The organism is Novosphingobium resinovorum, from assembly GCF_027922145.1.
GTDB lineage: Bacteria > Pseudomonadota > Alphaproteobacteria > Sphingomonadales > Sphingomonadaceae > Novosphingobium > Novosphingobium resinovorum.
In genome coordinates, this window is sequence record NZ_BSFC01000030.1 from 66078 (window position 1) to 88748 (window position 22671).

The 22671-nt window shown below is 64.9% G+C and carries 20 protein-coding genes; 10 read left to right on the forward strand and 10 right to left on the reverse strand.

The genetic code is table 11. The annotated features are described in order from the left end of the window. Positions 1 to 48: 48 nt before the first annotated feature. Positions 49 to 984, reverse strand: coding sequence for an SMP-30/gluconolactonase/LRE family protein (locus PKE80_RS18330; RefSeq protein WP_036530499.1), 936 nt, complete (start codon positions 982 to 984; stop codon positions 49 to 51). Positions 985 to 1039: 55 nt separating this feature from the next. Beyond that, positions 1040 to 2152, reverse strand: coding sequence for an LLM class flavin-dependent oxidoreductase (locus tag PKE80_RS18335; RefSeq protein ID WP_271183722.1), 1113 nt, complete (start codon positions 2150 to 2152; stop codon positions 1040 to 1042). Between the two features lie 266 nt (positions 2153 to 2418). Here PKE80_RS18335 and PKE80_RS18340 point away from each other — a divergent pair, with 266 nt between their 5' ends. Both PKE80_RS18340 and ribB read left to right on the forward strand, forming a co-directional pair. After that, complete coding sequence (locus PKE80_RS18340; protein ID WP_271183723.1) at positions 2419 to 4122, forward strand: class I adenylate-forming enzyme family protein; 1704 nt, start codon at positions 2419 to 2421, stop codon at positions 4120 to 4122. A gap of 26 nt (positions 4123 to 4148) precedes the next feature. After that, positions 4149 to 5291 carry a 3,4-dihydroxy-2-butanone-4-phosphate synthase gene (gene ribB / locus PKE80_RS18345; protein ID WP_271183724.1) on the forward strand — a complete coding sequence of 381 codons (1143 nt, stop codon included), beginning with the start codon at positions 4149 to 4151 and terminating at the stop codon, positions 5289 to 5291. A gap of 54 nt (positions 5292 to 5345) precedes the next feature. Here ribB and PKE80_RS18350 read toward each other — a convergent pair whose 3' ends face one another. The 4 genes from PKE80_RS18350 to PKE80_RS18365 form a co-directional block, all read right to left on the reverse strand. Continuing rightward, positions 5346 to 5828 carry a flavin reductase family protein gene (locus tag PKE80_RS18350; RefSeq protein WP_271183725.1) on the reverse strand — a complete coding sequence of 161 codons (483 nt, stop codon included), beginning with the start codon at positions 5826 to 5828 and terminating at the stop codon, positions 5346 to 5348. Beyond that, positions 5825 to 7069, reverse strand: coding sequence for a cytochrome P450 (locus PKE80_RS18355; RefSeq protein ID WP_271183726.1), 1245 nt, complete (start codon positions 7067 to 7069; stop codon positions 5825 to 5827). Before PKE80_RS18355 ends, PKE80_RS18350 begins: the two co-directional genes overlap by 4 nt. A gap of 9 nt (positions 7070 to 7078) precedes the next feature. Further along, positions 7079 to 8161, reverse strand: coding sequence for a zinc-binding dehydrogenase (locus PKE80_RS18360; RefSeq protein WP_271183727.1), 1083 nt, complete (start codon positions 8159 to 8161; stop codon positions 7079 to 7081). 63 nt (positions 8162 to 8224) lie between these two features. Beyond that, positions 8225 to 10579: a TonB-dependent receptor gene (locus tag PKE80_RS18365; RefSeq protein WP_271183728.1), complete on the reverse strand. Its 2355-nt coding sequence runs from the start codon at positions 10577 to 10579 to the stop codon at positions 8225 to 8227. A gap of 281 nt (positions 10580 to 10860) precedes the next feature. Between PKE80_RS18365 and PKE80_RS18370 the strand changes: the two genes are divergently transcribed. The 4 genes from PKE80_RS18370 to PKE80_RS18385 all read left to right on the forward strand — a co-directional run bounded on the left by PKE80_RS18370 (position 10861) and on the right by PKE80_RS18385 (position 13481). Then, complete coding sequence (locus PKE80_RS18370; protein ID WP_271183729.1) at positions 10861 to 11607, forward strand: SDR family NAD(P)-dependent oxidoreductase; 747 nt, start codon at positions 10861 to 10863, stop codon at positions 11605 to 11607. 33 nt (positions 11608 to 11640) lie between these two features. After that, positions 11641 to 12411: an enoyl-CoA hydratase/isomerase family protein gene (locus tag PKE80_RS18375; RefSeq protein ID WP_271183730.1), complete on the forward strand. Its 771-nt coding sequence runs from the start codon at positions 11641 to 11643 to the stop codon at positions 12409 to 12411. Positions 12412 to 12909: 498 nt separating this feature from the next. Next, positions 12910 to 13329 carry an IS200/IS605 family transposase gene (gene tnpA / locus PKE80_RS18380; protein WP_271183731.1) on the forward strand — a complete coding sequence of 140 codons (420 nt, stop codon included), beginning with the start codon at positions 12910 to 12912 and terminating at the stop codon, positions 13327 to 13329. Continuing rightward, complete coding sequence (locus tag PKE80_RS18385) at positions 13326 to 13481, forward strand: hypothetical protein (RefSeq protein ID WP_271183732.1); 156 nt, start codon at positions 13326 to 13328, stop codon at positions 13479 to 13481. Before tnpA ends, PKE80_RS18385 begins: the two co-directional genes overlap by 4 nt. Before the next feature lie 6 nt (positions 13482 to 13487). Here the strand turns inward: PKE80_RS18385 and PKE80_RS18390 are convergent, their stop codons facing one another. Further along, on the reverse strand, positions 13488 to 13910 hold the full coding sequence (locus PKE80_RS18390) for a cupin domain-containing protein (RefSeq protein ID WP_271183733.1): 423 nt from the start codon (positions 13908 to 13910) through the stop codon (positions 13488 to 13490). A gap of 109 nt (positions 13911 to 14019) precedes the next feature. Here PKE80_RS18390 and PKE80_RS18395 point away from each other — a divergent pair, with 109 nt between their 5' ends. Both PKE80_RS18395 and PKE80_RS18400 read left to right on the forward strand, forming a co-directional pair. Then, positions 14020 to 14958, forward strand: coding sequence for a hydroxymethylglutaryl-CoA lyase (locus tag PKE80_RS18395; protein WP_271183734.1), 939 nt, complete (start codon positions 14020 to 14022; stop codon positions 14956 to 14958). Positions 14959 to 15088: 130 nt separating this feature from the next. Next, a complete protein-coding gene (locus PKE80_RS18400; protein ID WP_271183735.1) occupies positions 15089 to 16516 on the forward strand; it encodes an MFS transporter in 1428 nt (475 codons plus the stop codon). An 80-nt stretch (positions 16517 to 16596) separates the two neighbouring features. Here PKE80_RS18400 and PKE80_RS18405 read toward each other — a convergent pair whose 3' ends face one another. Both PKE80_RS18405 and PKE80_RS18410 read right to left on the reverse strand, forming a co-directional pair. Further along, on the reverse strand, positions 16597 to 17355 hold the full coding sequence (locus PKE80_RS18405; RefSeq protein ID WP_271183736.1) for an SDR family NAD(P)-dependent oxidoreductase: 759 nt from the start codon (positions 17353 to 17355) through the stop codon (positions 16597 to 16599). Positions 17356 to 17503: 148 nt separating this feature from the next. Continuing rightward, on the reverse strand, positions 17504 to 17650 hold the full coding sequence (locus tag PKE80_RS18410) for a hypothetical protein (protein WP_271183737.1): 147 nt from the start codon (positions 17648 to 17650) through the stop codon (positions 17504 to 17506). Here PKE80_RS18410 and PKE80_RS18415 point away from each other — a divergent pair. Both PKE80_RS18415 and PKE80_RS18420 read left to right on the forward strand, forming a co-directional pair. Then, a complete protein-coding gene (locus tag PKE80_RS18415; RefSeq protein ID WP_271183738.1) occupies positions 17649 to 19742 on the forward strand; it encodes a TonB-dependent receptor in 2094 nt (697 codons plus the stop codon). The two genes, PKE80_RS18410 and PKE80_RS18415, sit on opposite strands and share 2 nt — an antisense overlap. An 18-nt stretch (positions 19743 to 19760) precedes the next feature. Next, positions 19761 to 20996: a cytochrome P450 gene (locus PKE80_RS18420; RefSeq protein WP_271183739.1), complete on the forward strand. Its 1236-nt coding sequence runs from the start codon at positions 19761 to 19763 to the stop codon at positions 20994 to 20996. A 96-nt stretch (positions 20997 to 21092) separates the two neighbouring features. Here PKE80_RS18420 and PKE80_RS18425 read toward each other — a convergent pair whose 3' ends face one another. Further along, the gene (locus PKE80_RS18425; RefSeq protein WP_271183740.1) at positions 21093 to 22637 is read right to left on the reverse strand and encodes an FAD-binding oxidoreductase; all 1545 of its coding nucleotides are present in this window, start codon (positions 22635 to 22637) and stop codon (positions 21093 to 21095) included. Positions 22638 to 22671 lie beyond the last annotated feature (34 nt).

Sequence of the window (22671 nt, forward strand, 5' to 3'; positions counted from 1 at the left end):
CGAATAGCCGTTCGGGAGCCTAATGGAAGCCCCGATTGCGCGGAAGGGTCATCCGGCAAAGGGAATTGTCGGCAGGCCTGCGACGGGGGGCGAGAGAATTTCGAACAGTCCGCCGGCCAGCGGCTCCTGGGCAAAGCGCGCATCGGAATACCCCTGCGATCCGGTGACGAGGAACAGGCGGTCGTGGTTCGCGCCGCCGAAGGCGGGGCGCAGGCCCCGCATCACCGGTAGCTGGCGTTCTTCCAGCAAGGTGGCGTCCGGCGCGAAGCGGCGCAGCTTCCAGCTTTCGTAGAAGGCCATCCAGATGCAGCCCTCGACATCGACCGCCATGCCGTCGGGATAGCCGTCCTCGGGCGTGAAGTTGAGGAAGTCGCGGCGGTTGGACAATTCGCCGTTGTCGTCGAGGTCGTAGGCCCAGGTGACCAGCGGCATGGAATCGTTGACGTAGGCGGTGCGCCCGTCCGGGCTGAACGCCGGGCCGTTGGCGGTGACGATGCCGCGCTCTTGCGTCGAGACCGAGCCGTCCGCGTCCAGGCGATAGAGTTCGCCGGTACTGCGCACGTCGAAGTCCTTGAGCGAGCTTTCCTTGTCGTCGGCGGTGGTGCTGTCGTCCCACTGCGCGGTGTCGCACGATCCGGTCCAGTAGCGGCCCTTGCGGTCGGTCACGCCGTCGTTGAGGCGCGCTTTGCCGGGGTCGGGGATCGGGTGGAGGATCGGTTTGTAAAGCTGCCGGGCAGGGTCGAGATGCACCAGCCCGTCGGCGCTGGAGGCGATGAAGCCGCCGCTTGCACGCGGGGCCAGCGCGCTGACCCACGCAGGCGTGGACCAGCTTTGCTTGCGGCCGGTTTCAAGCGCGTACCAGTGGACGGCGGGCGCCTCGATATCGACCCAGTAGATGCAACCGTCGCGGGCATCCCATACCGTGCTTTCGCCCAGGATCGCCTTGGCGTCCCACAGGCAGCGCCAGCCATCGCCTTCCATCATCGCGCATTCTCTCCGGTCTTCGCCGTGTGCCCGGCGTGTCAGGTCTGGTCGTGGATCAGCCGGCCGTTTGCAAGCCCGCCGCGCTCTCCACCGGATCGACCGAAACGTCGATGTCCTTGAGCGCGGGGAGTACCTTGCGGGCGATCAGCTCGTAGTTTTCGAGGCCGACGTCGAAGGGCATGTCGCCGAACTGGGTATAGATGATGAACTTGCCCACGTCGAAGCGCTCCTTCATCACCTTGAGCTTCTCGACCACTTCCTCGGGCCGGCCCCAGATCTGCAGGTCGGCGAGGAATTCGTTGAACTTCTCGATCCCGTGCTTCTCGACGCTGCGGGCGAGGGCGCCGTAGTATTCGTAGCCCTCAATGTTGGCGAATTCCTTGTTGCCGAACTGGTAGAACGACGAGGTCGAGCGGGCATATTCGACAAGGTACTTGTCGCGCATCTCCTTGGCCTTGGCGGCGTCCTCGTTGGCGGCGATGAAGCATACGACGACGGGCTTGGGCGCATTGCGGCCGTTCACCGCCTTGAACCGGTCGCGATAGGTGGCGAGATCCTCGTCCACCTTGTCCCACGGCTTCTGGGCGATGATCATCAGGCCGACGTCGAGGTTGGCCATCAGCTTCACGGACTCCGGCGAGACGGCCGAGGCGAAGACGCGGCCGCGATAGCTGGAATAAGGGCGCGGGCGCAGTTCGACGCGGGGCTGCTTCAGATAGTCGCCGTCGTATTCCATCACGCCGGTTTCGAGGCCCTGCAGCAGCGCCTCCGCATATTCGCGGAACCGCTTGCGCGCCTCGCCCATGGGGACGCCGAAGCCGTCGAACTCTTCCTTGCCGAGACCGCGCCCCATGCCGAGCACCGCGCGGCCTTCGGAGAACTGGTCGAGCAGCAGGAAGCTCTCGGCGATGCGCACCGGGTTCTGCCAGGGCAGCACGGTGACGGTGGTGCCCAGCTTGATGCGCTTGGTCTGGCCCGCGACCCATGAAAGGAACTGCGGCACGTTGGGGGTCATCATGTAGCCGGTGAAGTGGTGCTCCGGCGTCCAGACGGAATCGAAGCCCTGGTCTTCCGCGCGCGCCGCGAGCGAAAGTTCGTGCCGGAACACGTCAACGTCCGACACCTGATCGTGCAGGTTCTGAAACGTCAGCCCCAACCCAACTTCCATGACTCGATCTCCAATCCTTGATTCGTTGCGTTCAACCTAATATGCATTAGGCGATCAATGCAAGGCTGTTTTTACGAGCGAGGCGGGCTGGCGAGGCACGCGGGCAAATCCCGAAAAGACCGGAAGTCTTCCCAAATATCCCTGTAAACAGGCCGTCATTCTATCCAAAGCGTACGAATTGCGGCGTTCCGGAAGCGATCGCACGGACTGGCTTGACCGCAGCACCTGTCGTGGAATAATTTAACGAGAGTTAGGGAGAAGTTGTGATGACGAGCATGGGCACCGTGACGAGCCGCAGGCGGGCGATGGCCGACCGGCATCCCGAATGGCTGTCGTGGACGCTGCACGCCTATCTCGACTGGACGCTGGCGGATCTTGCCGAGCGGCCGCTGGTCGTCACGGACGGCGAAGTGCTCGATTACGGATCGGTCGCGGCGCTGTCTCGCAAGCTGGCTTCGGGGCTGGCGGCGCGCGGCATTGCGGCCGGGGACCGCGTGGGCCTCGTCATGGCGAACGACCCGATGACGGTGCCGCTGCTCTTCGCGATCTGGCGCGCAGGCGCGGTGGCGGTGCCGATCAACACGCTCTATCGGCCCGACGAACTGGCTTATGCCGTGCGTGAGGCCGGGTGCGCGCTGCTCGTGGTGATGCGCAGTTTCGGCTCGCGCGATTTTCCGGCGATGCTCGATGATGTCCTGCCCGGCTGGCTGGGCGGCGCCTGCGCCGATGCGCCCGAACTCAAGGGCGGGCTGGTGTTCGATCGCGACGCTCCGGCCGATTTCGTGCAGGCGCTTGCCGGCGATGGCGATGCCGGAGAGATCGCCGTGCCCGTCTCGGCGGACGACCTTGCGGTGATCATGTTCACCTCCGGCACGACCGGATCGCCCAAGGGCGTCGCCATCACGCACGACAACCTCATGCGTGCGGCCTATGCGGGCGCCTATCACCAGGCGTTCGAGGAGGGGCGCCGGGCGGTGTTCTCCTTGCCGCTCTACCATGGGTTCGGCCTGGTGGTCGGGCTGCTTTCGGGCATGGTGGTGGGCGGGGCGATCATTCCCCTGCTGAAGTTCGATCCGCACGCGATCCTCACCGCGATCGGGCGGCACCGCGCGACGTACCTGATGGGCGTGCCGACGATGACGATCGCCCTGCTGGAACAGGCGGAAAAGGAAAGCTACGACTTCTCCTCGCTCACCGCGATCCACAGCGCAGCCGCGCCGACGCCGAGCTGGGTCTGGAAAAGGATCCAGGCGACCTTCGGGTGCGAGGACATCATCACCAGCTATGGCCAGACCGAAGTGACGGCGACGGTGGTGTGTACAAGCCCCGGCGATCCGATCGACGTGGTATCCGAAACGCAGGGGTGCATCGTCGATGCGGGCATCGCGGGCATGCCCGATCAGGGCGGCCGCATCGCCGAATTCAAGACGATCGACCCGGAAACCGGCGCCGATCTGCCCTGGGGCAGTCCCGGCGAACTGTGCTGCCGCAGTCCGATGAACAGCAAGGGCTACTTCCGCCGTCCCGACGCCACCGCCGAACTGTTCCTGCCCGGCGGGTGGATACGGATGGGCGACCTCGGCCAGTTCCGCGCGGACGGCAACCTGTTCCTGACCGGCCGTTCCAAGGAACTCTACAAGAGCCGGGGCGAACTGGTCTCGCCCAAGGAACTGGAGCAGTTGCTGACCCGCCATCCGGACATTTCGCAAGCGTTCTTCATCGGCATGCCCGATGATCGCTATGGCGAGTGCGGTTGCGCATGGGTCGTGCGGGCGCAGGGGAGCGCGATCTCCGCGCGCGAAATCGAGGCGTTCCTGGCTGGGCAGGTGGCCGCGTACAAGCTGCCGCGCGACATCTGGTTCATCACCGACGAGGAACTGCCCAAGACCGGCACCGGCAAGGTCCAGAAGGCGCAGCTCAAGGAAAAGGCGCTGAAGCTGGTCTGGGACATGTCCGTCAGCAGAGCGTGAAGACACATAACACAAGGATGAGAGGAATGCCCGAGGTTCAAGTTTCTCCGATCGAGGAGATCATCCGGGAGGCGGTCGAGGGCCGCCCCTACATACTCGTCGATGCGGACAACCGGGAGAACGAGGGTGATGTCATCATCCCCGCCCAGTTCGCCACGCCCGCGCAGATCAACTTCATGGCCACCCATGCGCGCGGCCTGATCTGCCTGGCGATGACCAGGGCCCGCGCGGATGAGCTGCAGCTCAAGCCCATGGCGCGCCGCAACGAGTCCGGTTACGGCACCGCCTTCACCGTATCCATCGAGGCGCGGGAAGGGGTGACGACGGGAATTTCCGCGGGCGATCGCTCTCATACGATCTTCGTTGCCGTGAACCCCAACTCCAGCGCGGCCGATCTGGTATCGCCGGGGCATGTATTTCCGCTGACGGCGCGGGACGGCGGGGTGCTGGTGCGCGCCGGCCATACCGAGGCGGCGGTCGATATCTCGCGCCTTGCGGGCCTCACCCCGGCCGGCGTGATCTGCGAGGTGATGAACGAAGACGGGACGATGGCCCGCCTGCCCGAACTTCTCGAATTCGCGGGGAAGCACGGGCTCAAGGTCGGGACGATCGCCGACCTGATCTCCTATCGCCGCCGTTCGGAGAAGCAGGTCGAGCGTGTCGTGAGCGCGCCGTTCGAGAGCCATTACTGCGAAGGGCCGCTGACCATTCACGTCTATCGCTGCCTGCTGGACGGCGGCGAGCATGTCGCCATCGTGAAGGGGCAGGTGCGGCCGAACGTCGATACGCTGGTGCGGGTGCATCAGGTCGACATCACCGCGGACATGTTCGGCTGGACCGCCGCGCACCGCGATTACGTGCCGCGCGCCCTGAGCGCGATATCGAGCCATTCCGGCGCGGCGGTGGCGGTGTTCGTCCGCGATCCCGATCCGACCTCGATCTCTCGCCGCGTCGCCGGTGGGCGCAAGACCTATCACGAGACGCATGCGACCCGCGACTACGGCATCGGTGCGCAAATCCTGCGGGATCTGGGGGTGGGGCAGATGACGTTGCTGACGTCGAGCCAGGCCAAGCTCGTGGCGCTCGAAGGGTTCGGTCTGACGGTGACCGCGCGCGCCGCGCTGCGCGGCGAAGAACCGGTGGCGGCGCTGCGGCTTGCCGAAGGATAGGACGCAGCAAAAGGGGGAAGCGGCAGACGCCGGTTCCCCCTCTTTCTCGAACTTTCAGAGCGGTAATATCTTGCCGTAACCGCCCTTGTGGAAGATCAGCGGGCTGCCTTCATGGTGCACGTCGAGCCCGCGCACCCGGCCGAGCACGATGTAGTGGTCGCCCGCCTCGTGCACGGTGTCCAGTTCGCAGTCGATCCAGGCCAGGGCGCCGTGGATGATCGGTGATCCGAGCGCCGACAGCGCGAAATCGAGCCCTGCGAACTTGTCCTCGCCCTTGGCCGAAAGGGCGCTGCACACGGCCTGCTGGCTATCGGCCAGAACGTTGACGCAGAAGCGACCGGCAGCCTCCACCCTGGGCCATGTCGTCGAGGACTTGTCGGGAAAGAACGCGACCAGCATCGGGTCGAGCGAAACCGAAGTGAACGATCCGACGACGAGCCCCACCGGCCTGCCATCCTCGCCCATGGCGGTGATGGCGCAGACGCCGGTGGGGTAGTGGCCGAGGATACGGCGAAATTCCCTGGGCTCGGCGGTCATGCGCGGTCCCAGACCAGCGGCACGCCTTCGACGGTGCCGATGATGCCCGAATGGAACACCGGCTTCGCATCGGGAGCGAGCGTGAACTGCGGGATGCGCTTCAGCCACTCCTGCAAGGTCACGATCACTTCGAGGCGGGCGAGGTGCATGCCCGCGCAGCGGTGCGGCCCCTGCGCGAAGGTGGAATGGGCGATGCCGGTGCGGCCGGGCCTGAGCGTCCAGGCATCATCGTTGGCGCGCGCATCGAGCCCGTGCAGCGCGGTCGGCAGCAGGATCATGTCGCCCTTCTTCAGCTCGACGCCGCGATAGGTCATGTCATAGGCCACCATGCGCGCGTCGGAGACGACCCCGAAGCGGCGGAACATCTCCTCGGCGCTGCGCTGGAGCTTGAGCGGGTCTTCACGCAGTTCCGCCACCGTCTCGGGATTACGCGCGAGATGCAGCATCATGAAGCTGAGGAAATTGACGACCGTGTCCAGCCCGCCGAGCAGCAGCAGCGAGATCAGCCCCAGCGCCTTGTCGTCGGGCATCGGCGCGCCGTTGATCTCGGAATTGAGCATCGTCGTGATGAGATCGGTGCCGGTGCCTCCGCGCCGCGCCGCAATGATCGGCTCGACGTAGCGGAAGAAGCCCTGGTTCGCCTTGTCGAGCGCGGCGGCCTGTTCGCCGGGCGTGCGACCGGGCGGACGCGTCATGTCGTTGGCGAGTTCGCCCAGCATCGGCGCGTCGCTTTCGGGCAGGTCGCACAAGGCGAGGAACACGCGGACGGGGAAGATCCCGGCGTACTGCTTGCCGAAATCGCAGCGGCCATCGGCGACGAAGCCGTCGATCAGCTCGGCGGCGGTCTGGCGGACCTGCTCCTCGGTGCGGCGGATGGCGGTGTGGTTGAGGCCCTTGTCCAGCACCTTGCGGTACGGCGTGTGCTCGGGCGGGTCCATGCGGGTGGGGACCATGGCGTACTTCTCGCCCGCTTCCTTGGGCAGGAAGATGATCTCGCTGGAGAAGCGCGAGGGGTCGCGGTAGATTTCGTCGATCAGTTCGCCGCGTGTCGCAATCCAGTGCCCGCCGGTCAGCGGCGTGTAGATCAGGTCGGGCATGCCGTCCTGTTGCAGCCGGCCCCAGGCTTCGTGGAAGCCGTCCTCGATGCCGTCGGGCGCGAACATGTCGACGTCGTGGACGAGGTGGGCGGGTACGTGACCCGGAACGATGCTGCGGTGCTTTTCAAGCTGCGCTGTGCTCATGACATGTCCTCAGGCGATGGAAGGGTCGATGACGGCCTTGGTCGCGATGCCGGTGCGGGTGGCTTCGAGCGCCTTGCCCGCATCGGCGATGGAGAAGCGGTGGCTGATGAGGTCCGCCAGCGGCACCTTGTCCTGCAGCCGCACGGCGAGATGCATCGCGTGATAGTAGTTGCGCGGCGCCGGGAAGGCTGCGCCGCCGATCGTCAGGTTCTTCACCGTCAGGTCGCGCGGCGAAATCGGCTGGGTGCCGATCGCGCCCCACAGGCCCAGCACGATGTAGCGGCCGTGCGGGCCGGTCAGGTCGACACCCTCGGGAAAGGCGGGCAGCACGCCGGCGGCTTCGACCACCACGTCCGGGCCGCCCGGACCGGTGAGATCGTAGACGGCGCGGCGGCGTTCCTCCACCGGCAGGTCGAGCGAGACGGTCGCCGTCGCGCCCAGCTTCATCGCGGCGGCGAGACGGGCGGGGGCCTTGTCGATGACCACGATGCAGCGCGCGCCCATCTGCGCGGCGACCAGTACGGCGGACAGCCCGACCGGCCCCGCTCCCTGCACCACCACCGCGTCGTTCAGCGCGATCGGGCCGCAGCGGTCGAACCCGCGCAGCACCGTGGGCAGCGCGCATCCCAATGCCGCGACCGCCAGCGGATCGGCATGGTCGGGCAGGCGGTAGAACGACATGCCGCTCGGCAGCCAGGCAAAGTCGGAATAGCTGCCCCAGTTGGGCTTGTTCGCATGCTCGAAGTACTGGGTGTTCTCGCAAGGGGTCTGCTGCAGCACGGAGCACGAATAGCAGCGCCCGCACAGCGGGATCGGCGACCAGACGACGAGGTCGCCGACCTTCACGTCGACGCCTGCGTAGTCCTTGTCGACGCCCGCGCCCAGCTTCTCGATGCGGCCGACTCCTTCGTGGCCAAGGATGATCGGAAAGGGCATCTCGCCCGCCTCGCCCGAGGCGATGTGGACGTCGCTGCCGCAGACCCCGCCCACCACGGTACGGACCAGGATGCCGCCCGCCTGGGGATCGGCGATGGGCAAGTCCCAGGTTTCCAGGCGGTTCTTCTCGACCAGTACGGTGGCCCTGCCGCGCATGACGTTTATCCTCTCTTTGCTTCCGCCCCGCCCGCACAGGCGGACGGGGCGGATCGCATCCTATCAGAAGCGGTAGGTAACTTCGGCACCGAAGGTCTGCGGCGCGCCCCAGATCGCGGTGTTGAAGCCGCCGCTGGCGCCTTCGACGTAACCCGAGTTGTAGTAGAGCTTGTCGAACAGGTTCTTCACGTAGCCGGCGACGGTCACGTTGCTGCCCATGACGTTGTTCCAGCTCAGGCGCATGTCCACGGTGACGTAGCCGGGCAACTGCGTGCGCGGCGTGATCGAGCCTTCGTTGTTCGAGAAGTACGTCATCTTCTGCCCGAATACGTCGGTGCGGAACTTCACCTCGCCGGCGCTTTCCGGCACCGGCAGTCCCACTTCGGCATAGACCGAGCCCGCCCACTTCGGCGCGTCGGTATAAGTGTCGAAGGGAATGGTCAGTCCGGCCCCGCCGGTAGCGGAGGACAGGTCGACGATGTTCTTGGTGAACTTGGCGTCGGTGTAGGCGCCGGAGAACCCGACTTCCAGCCATTCGCTCAGGCGGAAGTTGCCGTCGAATTCCACGCCCTGGATGCGCTTCTTGGGCACGTTGACGGTGAATGCGGCCGGGTTGCCGTTCACCAGTGCGTAGATCGAATGCTGGGCGTCGGTCACGATCTGGCGATAGGCGGCGATGTTGACCCGCGATGCCACGCCGCCGATGTAGCCGTTGAACTTGTAGCCAAGTTCGAAGTCGTAGGTGTTCTCGTTCTTGAAGAAGTTCGTATTGTTGTAAGGCACGACCGCGCCGTTGAAGCCGCCGGCCCGGAATGAACCGCGCTGCGCGAAGTAGACCATGTTCTGCGGGTTGATCTGGTACTGGATGTTGAACGTCCAGCTGGGGTCCTTGAGGTTGGCCTTCTGCTTGAGCGGGGTATCGCCGTCGAGGTTGAACAGGCTGCCCGGGTTCTGGCGCAGGCGCATCTGCTCCCAGGTGTAGCGTCCGCCCGCAGTGACCGTCAGCTTGTCGGTCAGTTCGTAGCTGAGCTGGGCGAACAGGGCCTTGGATTCATCGTCGTTGGTATAATAATAGGCGATGTCGGCCAGCGGCGTCGCCAGTTCCGATCCGACGATGACCGGGATGTATTCCTTCTTGCGGGACCACGAGTAGTACGCGCCGACGATGTATTCGAGGCGTCCGCTCTTGCCCTGAAGCTGCAGTTCGTTGGAAATGCGCTTGGTCGAGAATTCCTCGCCGCCCGGAGGTCCGTTGCCGAGACCGCTGTTGTTGTAGAGGTTGAGCGAGCCGAAGGGCGATCCGGAAAGGATGCCGGGCGTGCGGGCGAAGGCATCGGCATAGCTGAAGATGTTCTTCAACATCACGTCGTCGCCCAGTTCCATCTCCGTGGTGTTGGTGACGAAGGCGGTGTGCGCCTTGTGCGGCAGGTCGTAGCTCAGCCAGACCTTGTAGGGGTTGGCCTGCTGCCAGGCGAGATAGCCGGCGACCGCGCCGGGCCAGGTGCCGTCGCCCATCGGCCCGTCGCCCAGTGTCGGCGCGAAGGGGCTGTTCATGCCGTAGACGCAGTCCAGCGTCGCGGTGAGCTGGTAGCCGTTGTTGGTCTCGCCGCAGGCATGGTAGGAATAGAGGCCGCCGGCACCCTCGGTTCCGCCGAAGTCGCTGTACTGCGCAACGGTGGTCATCTTGAACCCGGAAGACGGCTCGATCACCAGGGTGACGCGGCCGGACTTGGCATCGGTGTCGCCCAGCGTGCTGCCGGTGTTGACGTTGCGGATGTAGCCGTCCTGCTTGTTGTAGTCTCCCGCAAGGCGCAGTTTGATGACGTCCGAGATCGGCAGGTCGATGGCGCCCTGGGCCTGGATGTAGTTGCGCTCGCCACCCTTGATCGTGAGGTAGCCGCCGAACACGTCGCCGGGCTTGGTCGTCTCGTAGAGGATCGCGCCGCCGGTCGCGTTGCGGCCGAACAGCGTGCCCTGCGGGCCTTTCAGCACCTGCACGGAACTGAAGTCGAAGAAGGCGGTCGAGGTGTTGCCCTCGGTCATCGGGGCGTCGTTGATGTAGGTCAGCACTGCCGGGCTGGAGCCGGAGAACGGATCGAGTGTCTGCCCGCGCAAGGTGAAGCTGAGCTGGTTGGAGTTCTGCCCGCTCTTGACGACAAGGCCTGGGACAAGCGCCGCAAGGCCCTGTTCGCTGGTGACGTTGCGGTCCTGAAGCACGTCGGCGTTGAATGCAGAGACCGATACCGGAACCTTGGAAAGCGACTGTTCGCGGCGCTGCGCGGTGACCACGATTTCCTCGATCTCGGGCTTGGCATCCTTGGCCTGGGCGGCCTCCGCGCCGCTCTGGGCATGAGCCGGCATCGCCAGCATCGCAGTGGCGATGGCCATCGTAGAGGTCGCGCCGAAACGGAACGTCATTGCAGTTTCTCCCTTTCCCGGACCCTCGTAGGCCCCGTGGTCTTCGCTTTAAACTAATAACCATTAGTCTGCGGTCAAGCGGAAATTTGGAAAGGCTTCTGCGCGGACGAATTTGTCCGGATTTTACGAGGCGAACGTGAAAATCACCGGTAAATCGCTGATTTCTGGCGGAGAGGATTTCCGCCATCCGCGAGCGATCATGATTGGCATGGGCTTGACAACCTGTTGTCTGCCAAATCAATAATAGGCTGATATTCGACAACTCGCATGGGAGAATGCAAATGGCGCGACTCGCTGGCAAAGTGGCCATCATCACGGGCGCAGGACGGGGCATGGGCGCTTCGCACGCCCGGCTTTTCGCCGAGCAGGGGGCCAAGGTGGTGCTCACCGACCTGAACGCAGCGGCGGGACAGGCACTGGCGGACGAGATCGGCGCCGCTGCCGTCTTCGTGCAGCACGATGTGACCAGGCTGGCCGAATGGCCGGCGGTGGTGGACGCGGCCGTGACGAACTTCGGCGGCGTCGATATCCTGGTCAACAACGCCGGTATCCTTGGCCCGCTCGCCGATACCAGGGACTTGACCGAGGAAGACTATCACCTCGTCTGCGCGGTGAACCAGCATTCGGTGTTCCTGGGCATGAAATCGGTCCTGCCGGCGATGCTCGAGCGGGGCGGCGGCTCGATCGTGAACATTTCCTCGATCGCGGGAATGGCGGCCAACTACGGCTTCCCCAGCCTTGCCTACGTAGCCAGCAAGTTCGCGGTACGGGGCATGACCAAGGCGACCGCGATGGAGTTCGGCAAGCACAACATTCGCGTGAACTCGGTCCATCCCGGCTTCATCCAGACGCCGATGATGGTCGAGGCGACGGACGAAGTGGGCGGCGAGGCGCTGGCGCAGATTCCGCTGGGCCGCATCGCCGACCCGCGGGAGGTTTCGAACCTGGTGCTGTTCCTGGCCTCGGACGAATCTTCCTACATCACCGGCGCCGAACATCTCGTCGATGCCGGCATGCTCGCGCACTGAGCGTCATGACCGGAAGCGGGAAAGGGGGCGGTGATGGCGCAAGTCGAACTGTTCATTGAAGGCCGCACGGCGCGCGTCCATCTCAATCGCCCCGATGCCCGCAATGCGCTGACGTTCGGGATGGATGTCCTGCTCTCGCGGTTCTGGCGGCAGGTGGACGAGGATCCGGAGATCTGGACGGTCGTGCTGACGGCGCAAGGCGACGAGGCGTTCTGCATCGGCGCGGACATGTCGGAAGCCAGACCGGCGGCGCCGCGCCTGGCCGTCGGCGGCGGGCTGACCGGCATCGGCGGGCCGCTCGTCCCCCTCAGCAAGCCACTGGTCGCCGCCGTGCAGGGTTTCTGCGTCGGCGCGGGGTTCGAACTGGCGATGTGCGCCGATGTCATAGTCGCTGCGGAGAATGCGCAGTTCGGCCTGCCGGAAACCCGCCGGGGCATCATCGGCGAATGCGGCGTGGTGCACCGGGCGGTGCGCCGGTTGCCGCATCATGTGGCAATGGCGATGATCCTCACCGGGGAGCGGATCGATGCCAGGGCGGCCGAACGCTTCGGGCTCGTCAATCAACTGGTCCCGCTTGCCGGGTTGTCCGATGCGGCGATGGATTGGGCCGCAAGGATCAACAAGGCTTCCCCGCTGGCGAACCGGGCCGCCAAGGCCGCCGTTGCAAAGGGGCTTGCCCTCCCGCTCGAGGCGGCGCTGGGCAGCCGCTTCGAGGAGATCGAGAGCTACGCGGGCAGCGACGACGCGCGCGAGCGCGACGCCGCTATCGTGCAAGGGCGTATGCCTGTCTGGACTGGTCGTTGATCTGTTGGGGCAAGAGAGAGAAATTCCAGATTGGCGGTTTACCAGAGGCGCCTGACCAGAACGAACGTTTGCAACGAGGGCAGATACTTGAATAAGTGGCAAATGCCCTAGCGCACGTTCCGACAATTACTTTTCCTTGAAAACGCCCAGTCTAAAGCAGCTTTGCTGCCCAGCGGTTGCCGAGCCAACTGCCGATGGCTATGGTATGAGCCGCCGTTCATGGTTGTGCGCTAATAACGCTTCAGTTGGTCGACGGCCGCCAGGATAGCGGAAGGTCCGCACCTGAGTGACCGAAATTGGCACCTGACGCCGTTTAAGGATCCTCTTGGCCTGCTTTAAACAGTGGCGCCTTTAGAGTCCTCTTCCGAGGAGGAACCCCTCCGACTTCAGTCGGATATTGGCTTCAGCCTTAGGCTCGCGTGCAAGCCTGTAACCTCAGGGAAAACCGAAGACCGCCTGAAGGGCGTAAGTCTTCGGTTTTCCCTGAGGTTACAGGCTATGCGCTACAAGAGCGGTTGTCACACAACATTCCATCACCGTTATCATCTGGTGTGGGCGCCGAAGTACCGCTTCAAGGTGCTCCATGGCGACGTGCGCTTGCGGGTCCGGGAAATCATCAGGCAAGTCTGCGCCGAGATGGGCGTGACGATCATCAATGGGGCCCTGTCGAAGGATCACGTTCACATGTTCGTCGAAATCCTGCCGCACGTCTCGGTCGCGGACTTCGTGCGCCGGGCCAAAGGGCGCTCGTCACGCAAGATCCAGCAGGAGTTCGAGCACATCCGCAAGCGCTACTGGGGACAGCGCTTCTGGCAACGCGGCTACTTCTCGACCACTTCCGGCAACATCACCGATGACATCATCATGCGGTATCTCGACAAACATACACACAAGGATGGCTTCAGCCCCGCCTCATGATCTTACCGGCGTCAGCCGGTCAGTCATTCAGTGGCCGCTTCCGTCTCGATGCGCCGGAGCAATCGCTGGCGCTGATCGGCGCACTGTTCGGGCTGGAGCCGCAGCGACGCGGCGGCGCGATCTACCTGGACAAACCGGGCGTCGCCGCCTGAAGCTGTTCAGGCAGCGGCCAGGGTTTTGGCCAGCAGCGTACGCATCTGCTCCTCGACGCCCTCGCCGAAGCCCACGCCCATCGTCAGGCAGCGGCTATCCCCGCCAGGCCATGAACGATGGCCGGTGCCGGTGGTGTCGAGCATTACCAGCACGTCGCCGGGGCCAAGGCGGCGACGCGTCCCGTCGGTCGCCTCGATCTCCCACTCACCCTCCAGCGTGATCGACAAGCCGGCCATGCCGCAAGGGTGCCAGTCGGTGCAGTGGTTGGGATCGCCGGTCGCTATGCCCCAGATCGAGGCCGGGGCGATGCCTTCCCAGTGCGCAGTGCCATCCTTGGCGATCACCTTGCGGGTCAGGGGAATTTCAAGATCGACGAGGCGCGATCCGCCATCGGCTTCGGCATAGATGCACACGGCGGTCTTGGTCATTTCACATCTCCCCCAGTGATCAGCCCGCACGACGAAAACGCCGGTGGACAGGCTGTGAACAAATGATATATAAATATAACAATATAGGCAATAAGAGAGCGTGCGAGACGTGTCGGTTCTGATCAGCGAAGTTGGCCCCCGCGACGGCCTCCAGAACGTCAAGGCAGTGATGCCGACCGAGGCCAAGAAGGCGTGGATCGCCGCCGAGGCCGCCACCGGCGTGCGCGAGATCGAGGTGGGGAGCTTCGTTCCCGCCAAGCTCCTGCCGCAACTGGCGGACACTGCCGAGATCGTCGCTTTTGCGCGCACCCTGCCGGACCTGACGGTGGCGGTACTGGTGCCCAATGCGCGCGGCGCGGCCGATGCGATCGCGGCCGGGGCGCACAAGCTGACCCTGCCGCTGTCGGTCTCGGAAACGCACTCGCTCAAGAACCTGCGCCGCACGCACGATCAGGTGATCGAGGAAGCCGCCCGCATCGCCGCGATGATCCGCGAACTGCCGGAGGGAGAGCGTCCGCACTTCGAAGGCAGCCTGTCCACCGTGTTCGGCTGCACGCTGGAGGGCAGCGTGCCCGACGCGCAGATCGCGCGGCTGGCGGAGCGGCTGATGGAAGCCGGCTGCGACGAAGTCGGCTTGTCCGACACTACCGGCTACGCCGATCCTTCGGCGGTGCGGCACCTCGTCAAGCTGGTGCGCGGCGTGGTGGGCGACAAGGCGCTGACCGGCATTCACTTGCACAACACGCGCGGCCTGGGTCTCGCCAACGTGCTGGCGGCGCTGGAATGCGGTCTCGACACGATCGATGCCTCGCTCGGCGGCCTCGGCGGCTGCCCCTTCGCGCCCGGCGCCAGCGGCAATATCGTGACCGAGGATCTGGCGTTCATGCTCGAAGCGATGGGCATCGATACCGGGATCGATCTCGATCGTCTCTTCAAGGTCCGTTCGATCGTTGCCGAGGCGCTTCCGGGCGAGCCGCTCTACGGCTTCGTCACCGATGCCGGCCTGCCTTTGGGCTTCGATCCTGGAGCGCGGCGGGAGGCGGCGTAAGGTTCCCGAGCCTCTGCGCCGTTCTCGCTGTGCGGACAACGTGATCTCGCTCTTCCATAGACCCCTGCGCGTAAGCTAGCGTCCTGCCCTTGGTCCTCCTCCCTCCCTCAAGGACGCTAGCAACATCGTCATGACACATGACCTGAAACGGGTGCCCACCCGCACGGCGGCCGCCTATGGCGCCGGGCAGCTCGGCGCGCAGATCTTCCGCGACACGCCGGCCGTTCTCCTGCCGATCTTCATGACCACGATCCTGGGCATCCCGCCCTGGCTCTCGGGGTTCGTCATCCTGATCCCCAAGCTGTGGGTGATCGTCTGCGACCCGCTGGTCGGCGTTTTTTCAGACCGCAAGAAGGAGGCTTGGGGACGCACCGGGTTCCTGACCCTCGGCGCGATCCTGACGAGCATCGGTTTCGCAAGCCTCTTCGCCATCGTCGAATATCCCAGCCCTTATGTTGCCGCGGCGGCGGTCTGCGTGCTGTTCTTGGTCGCCTCGACCGCCTTCAGCATCTACTCGGTGCCCTATCTGGCGGTTGCGTCCGAGCTGTCGAACGACACGCACGAGCGTACCCGCATCCTGACGTTCCGCATGGCGGCGACGATCGGCGGCGTGGTGATCGGTGTCGGCGTCGCGCAGCCGCTAGTCTTCGCGCTCGGCGGCGGTGCCCATGGCTGGCACGTCATGGCGTTCTCCTTCGCGGCGCTCTGCCTCGTCTCGATGCTGGTCCCGGCCATCGGCCTGCGTGGCGTGCCGCTGCTCAAGGGCACGCAGGCGCCGGGGCGGCTGAAGGAGCAGTTGGGTTCCGTGGCGTCGAACAAGCCATTCATGATCCTGCTGGTGACGACCTTCATCCAGGGCATCGGTCAGGCTTCGAGCTATACCGTCATAGGGTTCTACTACGTCTACGCGCTGAACCTGGTGCACATCATCCCGACTTTCGTGATCGCGATGGCCTGCGGCAGCCTGCTGAGCCAGCCGACGTTCCTTTACCTGTCGCGCCGCTTCGGCAAGGAGAAGTGCTACGTCGTCGGTTCGGTGCTGTGGATGCTGGTCACCGTGACCTGGTTCTTCGTCGAGCCCGAAAGCCCCGTCGTCATGACTCTGCCCCTGATCGGCGACGTCACCCGCGAGGGCCTGCTGGTGCTCGCGCGCGGCGTGTTCATCGGCATTGTCAACACCGGCTTCCTGTTGCTCTCGTTCTCGATGCTGACCGATACCGTGGACCTCCATCGCCGCCGCCACGGCTCGGCGAACGAGGGCGTGTTCTCGGGTATCTTCAGCGCCGCCGAGAAGCTGGCCTTCGCGCTCGGCCCGCTGGTGGCAGGGATCATCATGAGTGCTTTCGGCTTCGTCTCCTCCACCCACGGCGTGGTGCAGCAGAGCCAGCACGCGGTGCTCGGCGTGATCCTGCTCTATTCGGCGGTTCCGGTGATCACGCAGTTCCTGAGCCTGCTGGTGTTCTCGCGCTACCGTCTCGACCCGGCCGAGATTTCGACCGGGCCGGAGAACTGGCAGGACGCCGCCCGCCTCGAGCCGTCGCCCAGTCTGGAGCGCTGATCGCGCTATTACGGCGACGACAAAAAGCCCGCCTCGTGCAAAACGAGGCGGGCTTTTTTATGCCTGACGGTAAGTAAGGTTCAGGCGCCGGGGATGTTGCCGCCATCGACCGGGATGAACACGCCCGACACCGCCTTGTTGGCCGGATCGGCAAGGAACAGCACGCTATTGGCGATGTCTTCCGGCGTGGCGAGACGGCCGAGCGGGCTGTAGGTTTCCATCTTGGCGAGGAAATCGCCGTCGCTTTCGCCATCCAGCTTGTTGCCCATGAGCATTTCGGTCGGCACTGCGCCCGGCAGCACCGCATTGACGCGCACGCCGTAACGCCCCGCTGCGCGCGCGGCCGTCCGCGTGGTCATCAGCACCGCCGCCTTGGAGCCGCAATAGGCCGCGCCAGTCGGGTTCGCGGTGATCGACATGCCCGAACCCATGTTGACGATGGCGCCGCCGTTGCCCTTCACCTTCATTCGCCGGATCGCGTGCTTGCAGCCGAGGAACACGCCGTCGGAATTGATCGCGAAGTGCTTCTGCCACATCTCCAGCGGCATGTCCTCGAACGGAATGTTCGGCCGGTAGATGCCGGCGTTGTTGACGAGCACGTCGATGCCGCCCAGTTCGCGATCGATGTAGTCCATCAGGGCGATCCAGGAGTCCTCGCTGGTCACGTCCAGCGTGCGCTCGATGATCTTGCCATCAGTCGAGATGTCGCCCGAGGCGGCGAGATCGGCGCTGATGACGGTGGCTCCGCGTGCGGCGAAGGCCGAGACGATGGCTTGGCCCAGACCGCCTGCACCACCGGTCACCACGACGTTCAGTCCGGCAAAATTGTCTTGAATCATCGTGACTTGATATCCCGAAAAAGTACGCTTTGGGCCCATCGCCCGCTCAGTCGCAGCCGTGAGCCTGTCTCGCGGTTAACCTTCGTCGTTCGCGGGCAAGCACGGATTCTGGGGGCTCTCCGCCTAGTGATAAATCATCGGCTGGTGATCAACAAACTCGACTCAAATTGTTCAAAATCGGATGTGAGGCACCTTCGTCGGACAACAAAGGTTCGGGGAAAATCGCCATGTGCAGTCGGTTCGCTTTCCTTTTCAGCACCGCTTTCGCCACCACTCTTTTTACGGTGCCTGCCATGGCACAGGAGGCTCCGCAGGTATCGTCCGATGCTGTTGGGGGCAATGACATCGTCGTCACCGCGCAGCGCCGCGAACAATCGCTGCAGGACACCCCGATCGCCGTCAGCGCCTTCAGCCCGGCGATGCTGGAGGATCGCGCGATCACCAGCGTGATCAACATCGCCCAGAACACCCCGGGCCTCTATCTCAGCCAGGGCACCGCATCGCCCAGCACGCTGCAGGTCGCCATGCGCGGTGCGCTGGAGCAGAACGGCGGCACAATCACCTCGGAATCGCCGGTCGCGATCTATATCGACGACGTCTATCAGTCGCGCCTCTCGGCTGCCGACTACGACCTTGCCGACATCGAGAGGGTCGAAGTGCTCCGCGGTCCGCAGGGCACGCTTTACGGTCGAAACTCGATGACCGGCGCGATCAAGCTGATCACCCGCCAGCCCAATGGCGAGCACTGGGCGAACTTCGACATCAGCTATGCCCGCTTCGAGGAGGTCAAGGCCAAAGTCAGCGTCGGGGCACCGATCACCGGGAACCTCGCGCTGGCGGCCTCGGGCTTCTATGACAACCGTAACGAGGGCTGGCAGCACAACATCTACACGGGCGAGGACGTGACCAAGTTCCGCCGCTATGGCGGCCAGGTCGCGCTCGGCATCACAAATGTCGATAAGCTCGAGGCGGTGGTGACCGCGCGCTATGCGAAGAGCACCAGCGACGGCCAGCACTTCCTGCCGATCGAGCCGACCTCGCCCTACCACCCGGCCATCGGCTTCTACGAGACGCGCACGCCGCTACCCGCCATCGGCAACAACGAGCAATATTCGTTCTCCGGCCGCCTCGGCTATGACCTGAGCGACACGATCACCGTGCGCTCGATCACTGCCTACCAGCACCTCAAGGAGCGCTGGGCGCTCGACTTCGCGGGTGGCTACGTCGCGCCGGGCAGCACTGCCGACCCCATCGTCGGCTTCTATCGCGACAGTCTGGGCCGCCAGAACCAGTTCACGCAGGAATTCCAGCTGCTCGCCAACAGCGCGGACGATCGGTTCCACTTCATCGCGGGCGCCTTCTACTTCCATGAGCATGCGGAGCAGGGCACGGCGGGCGACATCTTCCTGGGCTTCCAGCTCCAGCCCTCGACGATCGACACGACCTCGAAGAGCTACGCCGGATACGCGCAGGCGGACTACGAGATCGTCCCCGGCCTGACCGCATCGGCCGGCATCCGCTACACGCATGACACCAAGTCGTTCTTCGGTACTACGCCGGACTCGCTGGGCGTCATCCACGACCTGAACTACGCCATCAAGGCGAACGTCTGGACGCCCAAGTTCAACCTGCAGTACAAGTTCTCGCCCGACGCTATGGTCTACGCCACCGTGGCGCGAGGTTACCGCGCCGCCGGGTTCAACTCGCTCAATTCCGGTGAGCCAAATGGCTACGGACGGCCCTACGCGCCCGAATTCGCATGGTCCTACGAAGTGGGCGCCAAAGTCGACCTGCTCGACCGTGCGCTGCAGTTGAACCTTGCCGCCTACCACGAGAGTCTCGACAACCTGCAGACGCTGGCGCTCGGCAACGTGGCGGGCAGTTACCTGATCCAGAACGCCGCGAAGGCCAAGGTGGAGGGCGTCGAACTGGAATCGACCCTCCGCCCGATAGAGGGGGTCAGCCTCTTCGGGAACGTCACCTACACTTACGACAAGTACCAGGAACTCGATCCGGGATCGCAGGCTGCGACCTCCGGCGCGACCCGCCTGCCGCTGATCTCGCGCTGGCAGTACCAGGTCGGCGGCACGGCGGATATTCCGCTGGGCGACAGCACGGTGACGCTCGCGGCCGACTACAGCTGGCGCGCGGCGTACAACTCGCTGGTCTCGCTGTCGGAAGCTTCGCAGAATCCGGCGATCGGGCGCGCCAATGCCTCGATCACCTACAAGCTGCCGGGTGAGCGCGTACAGATCTATGCGCAGGCCACCAATGTCTTCAACTCGAAGGACTGGTTCGCCTCGGCCGAGTTCGTACCGGGCCTGTTCGGCTACAAGATCCCGCTGGAGCCGCGCGTGTGGCGCGTCGGCTTCCGCTACAAGATGTGAACTGAAGGAGTGACGGATATGGCCGGAGAGACCGGAATCGCAGAACCGGTGCGGGACGTCGACTTCGGCTCCCCGGCCTTCCTCGAAGATCCCTGGAGCCCGCTGCGCGCGCTCCAGGATCAGGACCCGGTGTTCTGGAGCGAGAAGCAGCAGGCGTGGATCGTCACCCGCTACGAAGACGTCATGGCGACTTTCCGCGATCAGCGCCTGTCCGCCTCGCGCATTGTGCCATTTCTTTCCACGCTGGTGCCTGACGTGCGCGCCGAGTATCCGCTCGTCGCGCATTTCGAGGAGAAGTGGATCTCCAACGTCGACCAGCCCGTCCACTCGCGGCTGCGGCGGCTGATGGCGAACGCCTTCTCGCGCAAGGTGGTGGATGCCCTGCGCCCCGCCTCGCGCAAGATCAGCGAGGACATCCTGCGTGAAGTCGATGGGCGAGAGGTGGACTACGTCCACGCCGTCGCGCGTGAACTGCCGGCGCGGGTGATCACCGCGATGTTCGGCATTCCCGACCACTTGCGCGACCAGTTCGCCGACTGGGCGGGCGCGATCCAGCAGGCCACCGGCGCCGCGGTGCTGACGCGCGAGATGGTGGACCTCTATCACCAGACTCTTGCCGACATGAACGTCGAACTGCTCAAGCTGATCGCCGAGCGGCGCGAGAGCCCGAAGGAAGACCTGCTCAGCCAGTTCGTCCAGGCGCGCGACGCCAACGACCAGCTTTCCGACGACGAGTTGCTGGGCGCCTGCCACGCCACGATCATCGCCGGGTTCGAGACGACGATGCACATGCTGACGCTGGGCATGCTCGAACTGCACGAGCGGCCCGCGCTGCAGGCGCGCCTGCTTTCCGGGCCGGCCGACGCGGCAAAGGTGGTGGACGAACTGCTGCGCTACATCGGCATGGCCAAGGGCATGCTGCGCATCGCGCGCGAGGATTTCGAGTGGCATGGTCACACGATCCGCAAGGGCGACTTCGTCTACGGCATGAACATCTCAGCCAACCGCGACCCCCGCATGTGGCAGCGGCCTGACGAGATCGACCCGAACCGCGACAACAACCGCTCGATGGCGTTCGGGCCGGGCATGCATTTCTGCCTCGGGCACCTGCTGGCGAAGATGGAACTGGCGGAGTTCTTCACGGAGCTTTTCGGCAGCTACGACGTGGCGATCCTCTCCGCCGAGCGACCGTGGATCAACAGCTTCACGTTCCGGGGGCTGGATGAGCTGCCGGTGCGGATCAGCAGGAAATAGCCACATACCTCGTCATTGCGAGCGAAGCGAAGCAACCCAGGGCAGTATAATACCGCCCTGGGTTGCTTCGCTTCGCTCGCAATGACGAGGCAGGGGTCAAATTCCCAGCGCACCCGGGTTGAGCAGGCCCTTCGGATCGACCTGCGCCTTCACCGTACGCAGCAGCGTCAACGCGCCCTCGTCACGCTCGCGCGTGTAGGGATAGAGCTTGCCCACCTGGAAATGGCCCGCTCCGTGGGCATGCATCAGACCGATGATCTCGGTGCGGATTTCCTCGACGAGCGTGGCGCCGTCGGGGTTTTCAGCATAGCGGGGCAGCCCGGCAAGGTAACCCGGCTCCATCATCCGTTCGTGATAGGGCGTCAGTGCGTCCTTCCAGTACAGTGCCGGTTCGTAAAGGAACGTCCCCGCCCCGATCGAGGAGAACATCGCTCCGATATAGGCGCCTTTGCGATCCATCTCCGCGCGCTTGCTGTCGATGTAGGACGTGAAGGCGGCATGGAACGCCGCGACGCGCGAGTGCGGCAGCAGGCCGTGCAGCGGCACCCAGCGCTCGCCTGCGGGGCCGAGCATGTTGTGCAGCGGCTGGAACGGCATGGCGCGCACGACCGTCGGCACCGAATTGGCGATCTCGCGCCCGAAGCCGAGCGCGATCTTGCGGATGGCGTCGATCTTGGCGCGCGCCTCGATGGCGGAATAGCCGTTGGCGATGTAGTGCGCGGCGTAAGGCGCGGAGGCCAGCACCCGCCGCCCCGCCGCCGCCATGCGGACCAGACTGCGCGCGCCCGCCAGCGCGCTGGGCGAGGACTGCCACACGCCCTTGGCCACCGAGAGCATCGTGCCGGTGTCCTGCTTGGCGATCTGCCCTTGCGACAGCGCGAGGTCGAGGCCGAAGGACTTCTCCTCGATCTTCATGCCGGCGATGGCGGACATGCAGCCGTGCAGCGCGGCGAAGTCGGGGAAAGTGAAGGACGCGGTCTCATGCGCGGGCTTGCGGCGCAATAGCTTGAGGGTGATCGCGGTCTTGATCCCCAGCGCCCCGGAATCGCCGAGGAACAGCCCGGCAAGGTCCGGGCCGTAGTTGCGAAAGCGGCCCCGGCTCGCCTGCGATCCGGTCGTGCCCGTGCGCACGAACGTCCCGTCCGGCAGCAGCACTTCGAGCGCCACTACGCTGTCCGCCGAAATGCCGTTGGCGTTGGAACCATGGCCGTTGGCGTTCTGGCTCACGGTCCCGCCGACGCTGGCGGCAAGCCCGCTGAAGGTGCCGACGAAGGGCACCTTGAGGCCGCGCGGGGCCAAGGCATCGTCGAGCGCCTTCCAGCTGATGCCGGGCTCGACGGTGACGGTCATGTCGGTTTCGTCGAGCGAGACGATGCGGTCGAGGCCGGAGCTGTCGATGACCACGCTGTCCGCGCGCTTGGGCAAATGCGCGTCGGTATAGGAGACGCCGCCGCCCCGCGTGTGGATGGCAAGGCCCGCCTCCGCCGCCGCGATTACGATCGCGCGCAAGTCCTCCACGCTGGTCGGGCGGAACACGCCCGCCGGGGTTGCGTGGCGGCGATAGACGTCGGAACCGAAGAACGCCGCCTCGCCGTCAGGCAAGCGCGACGGGGAAAGGGCGAGGGCGTCGGGCAGGGTCATGGCTGGCATCTCCTGTTCTGTTCTAACTGGCTTC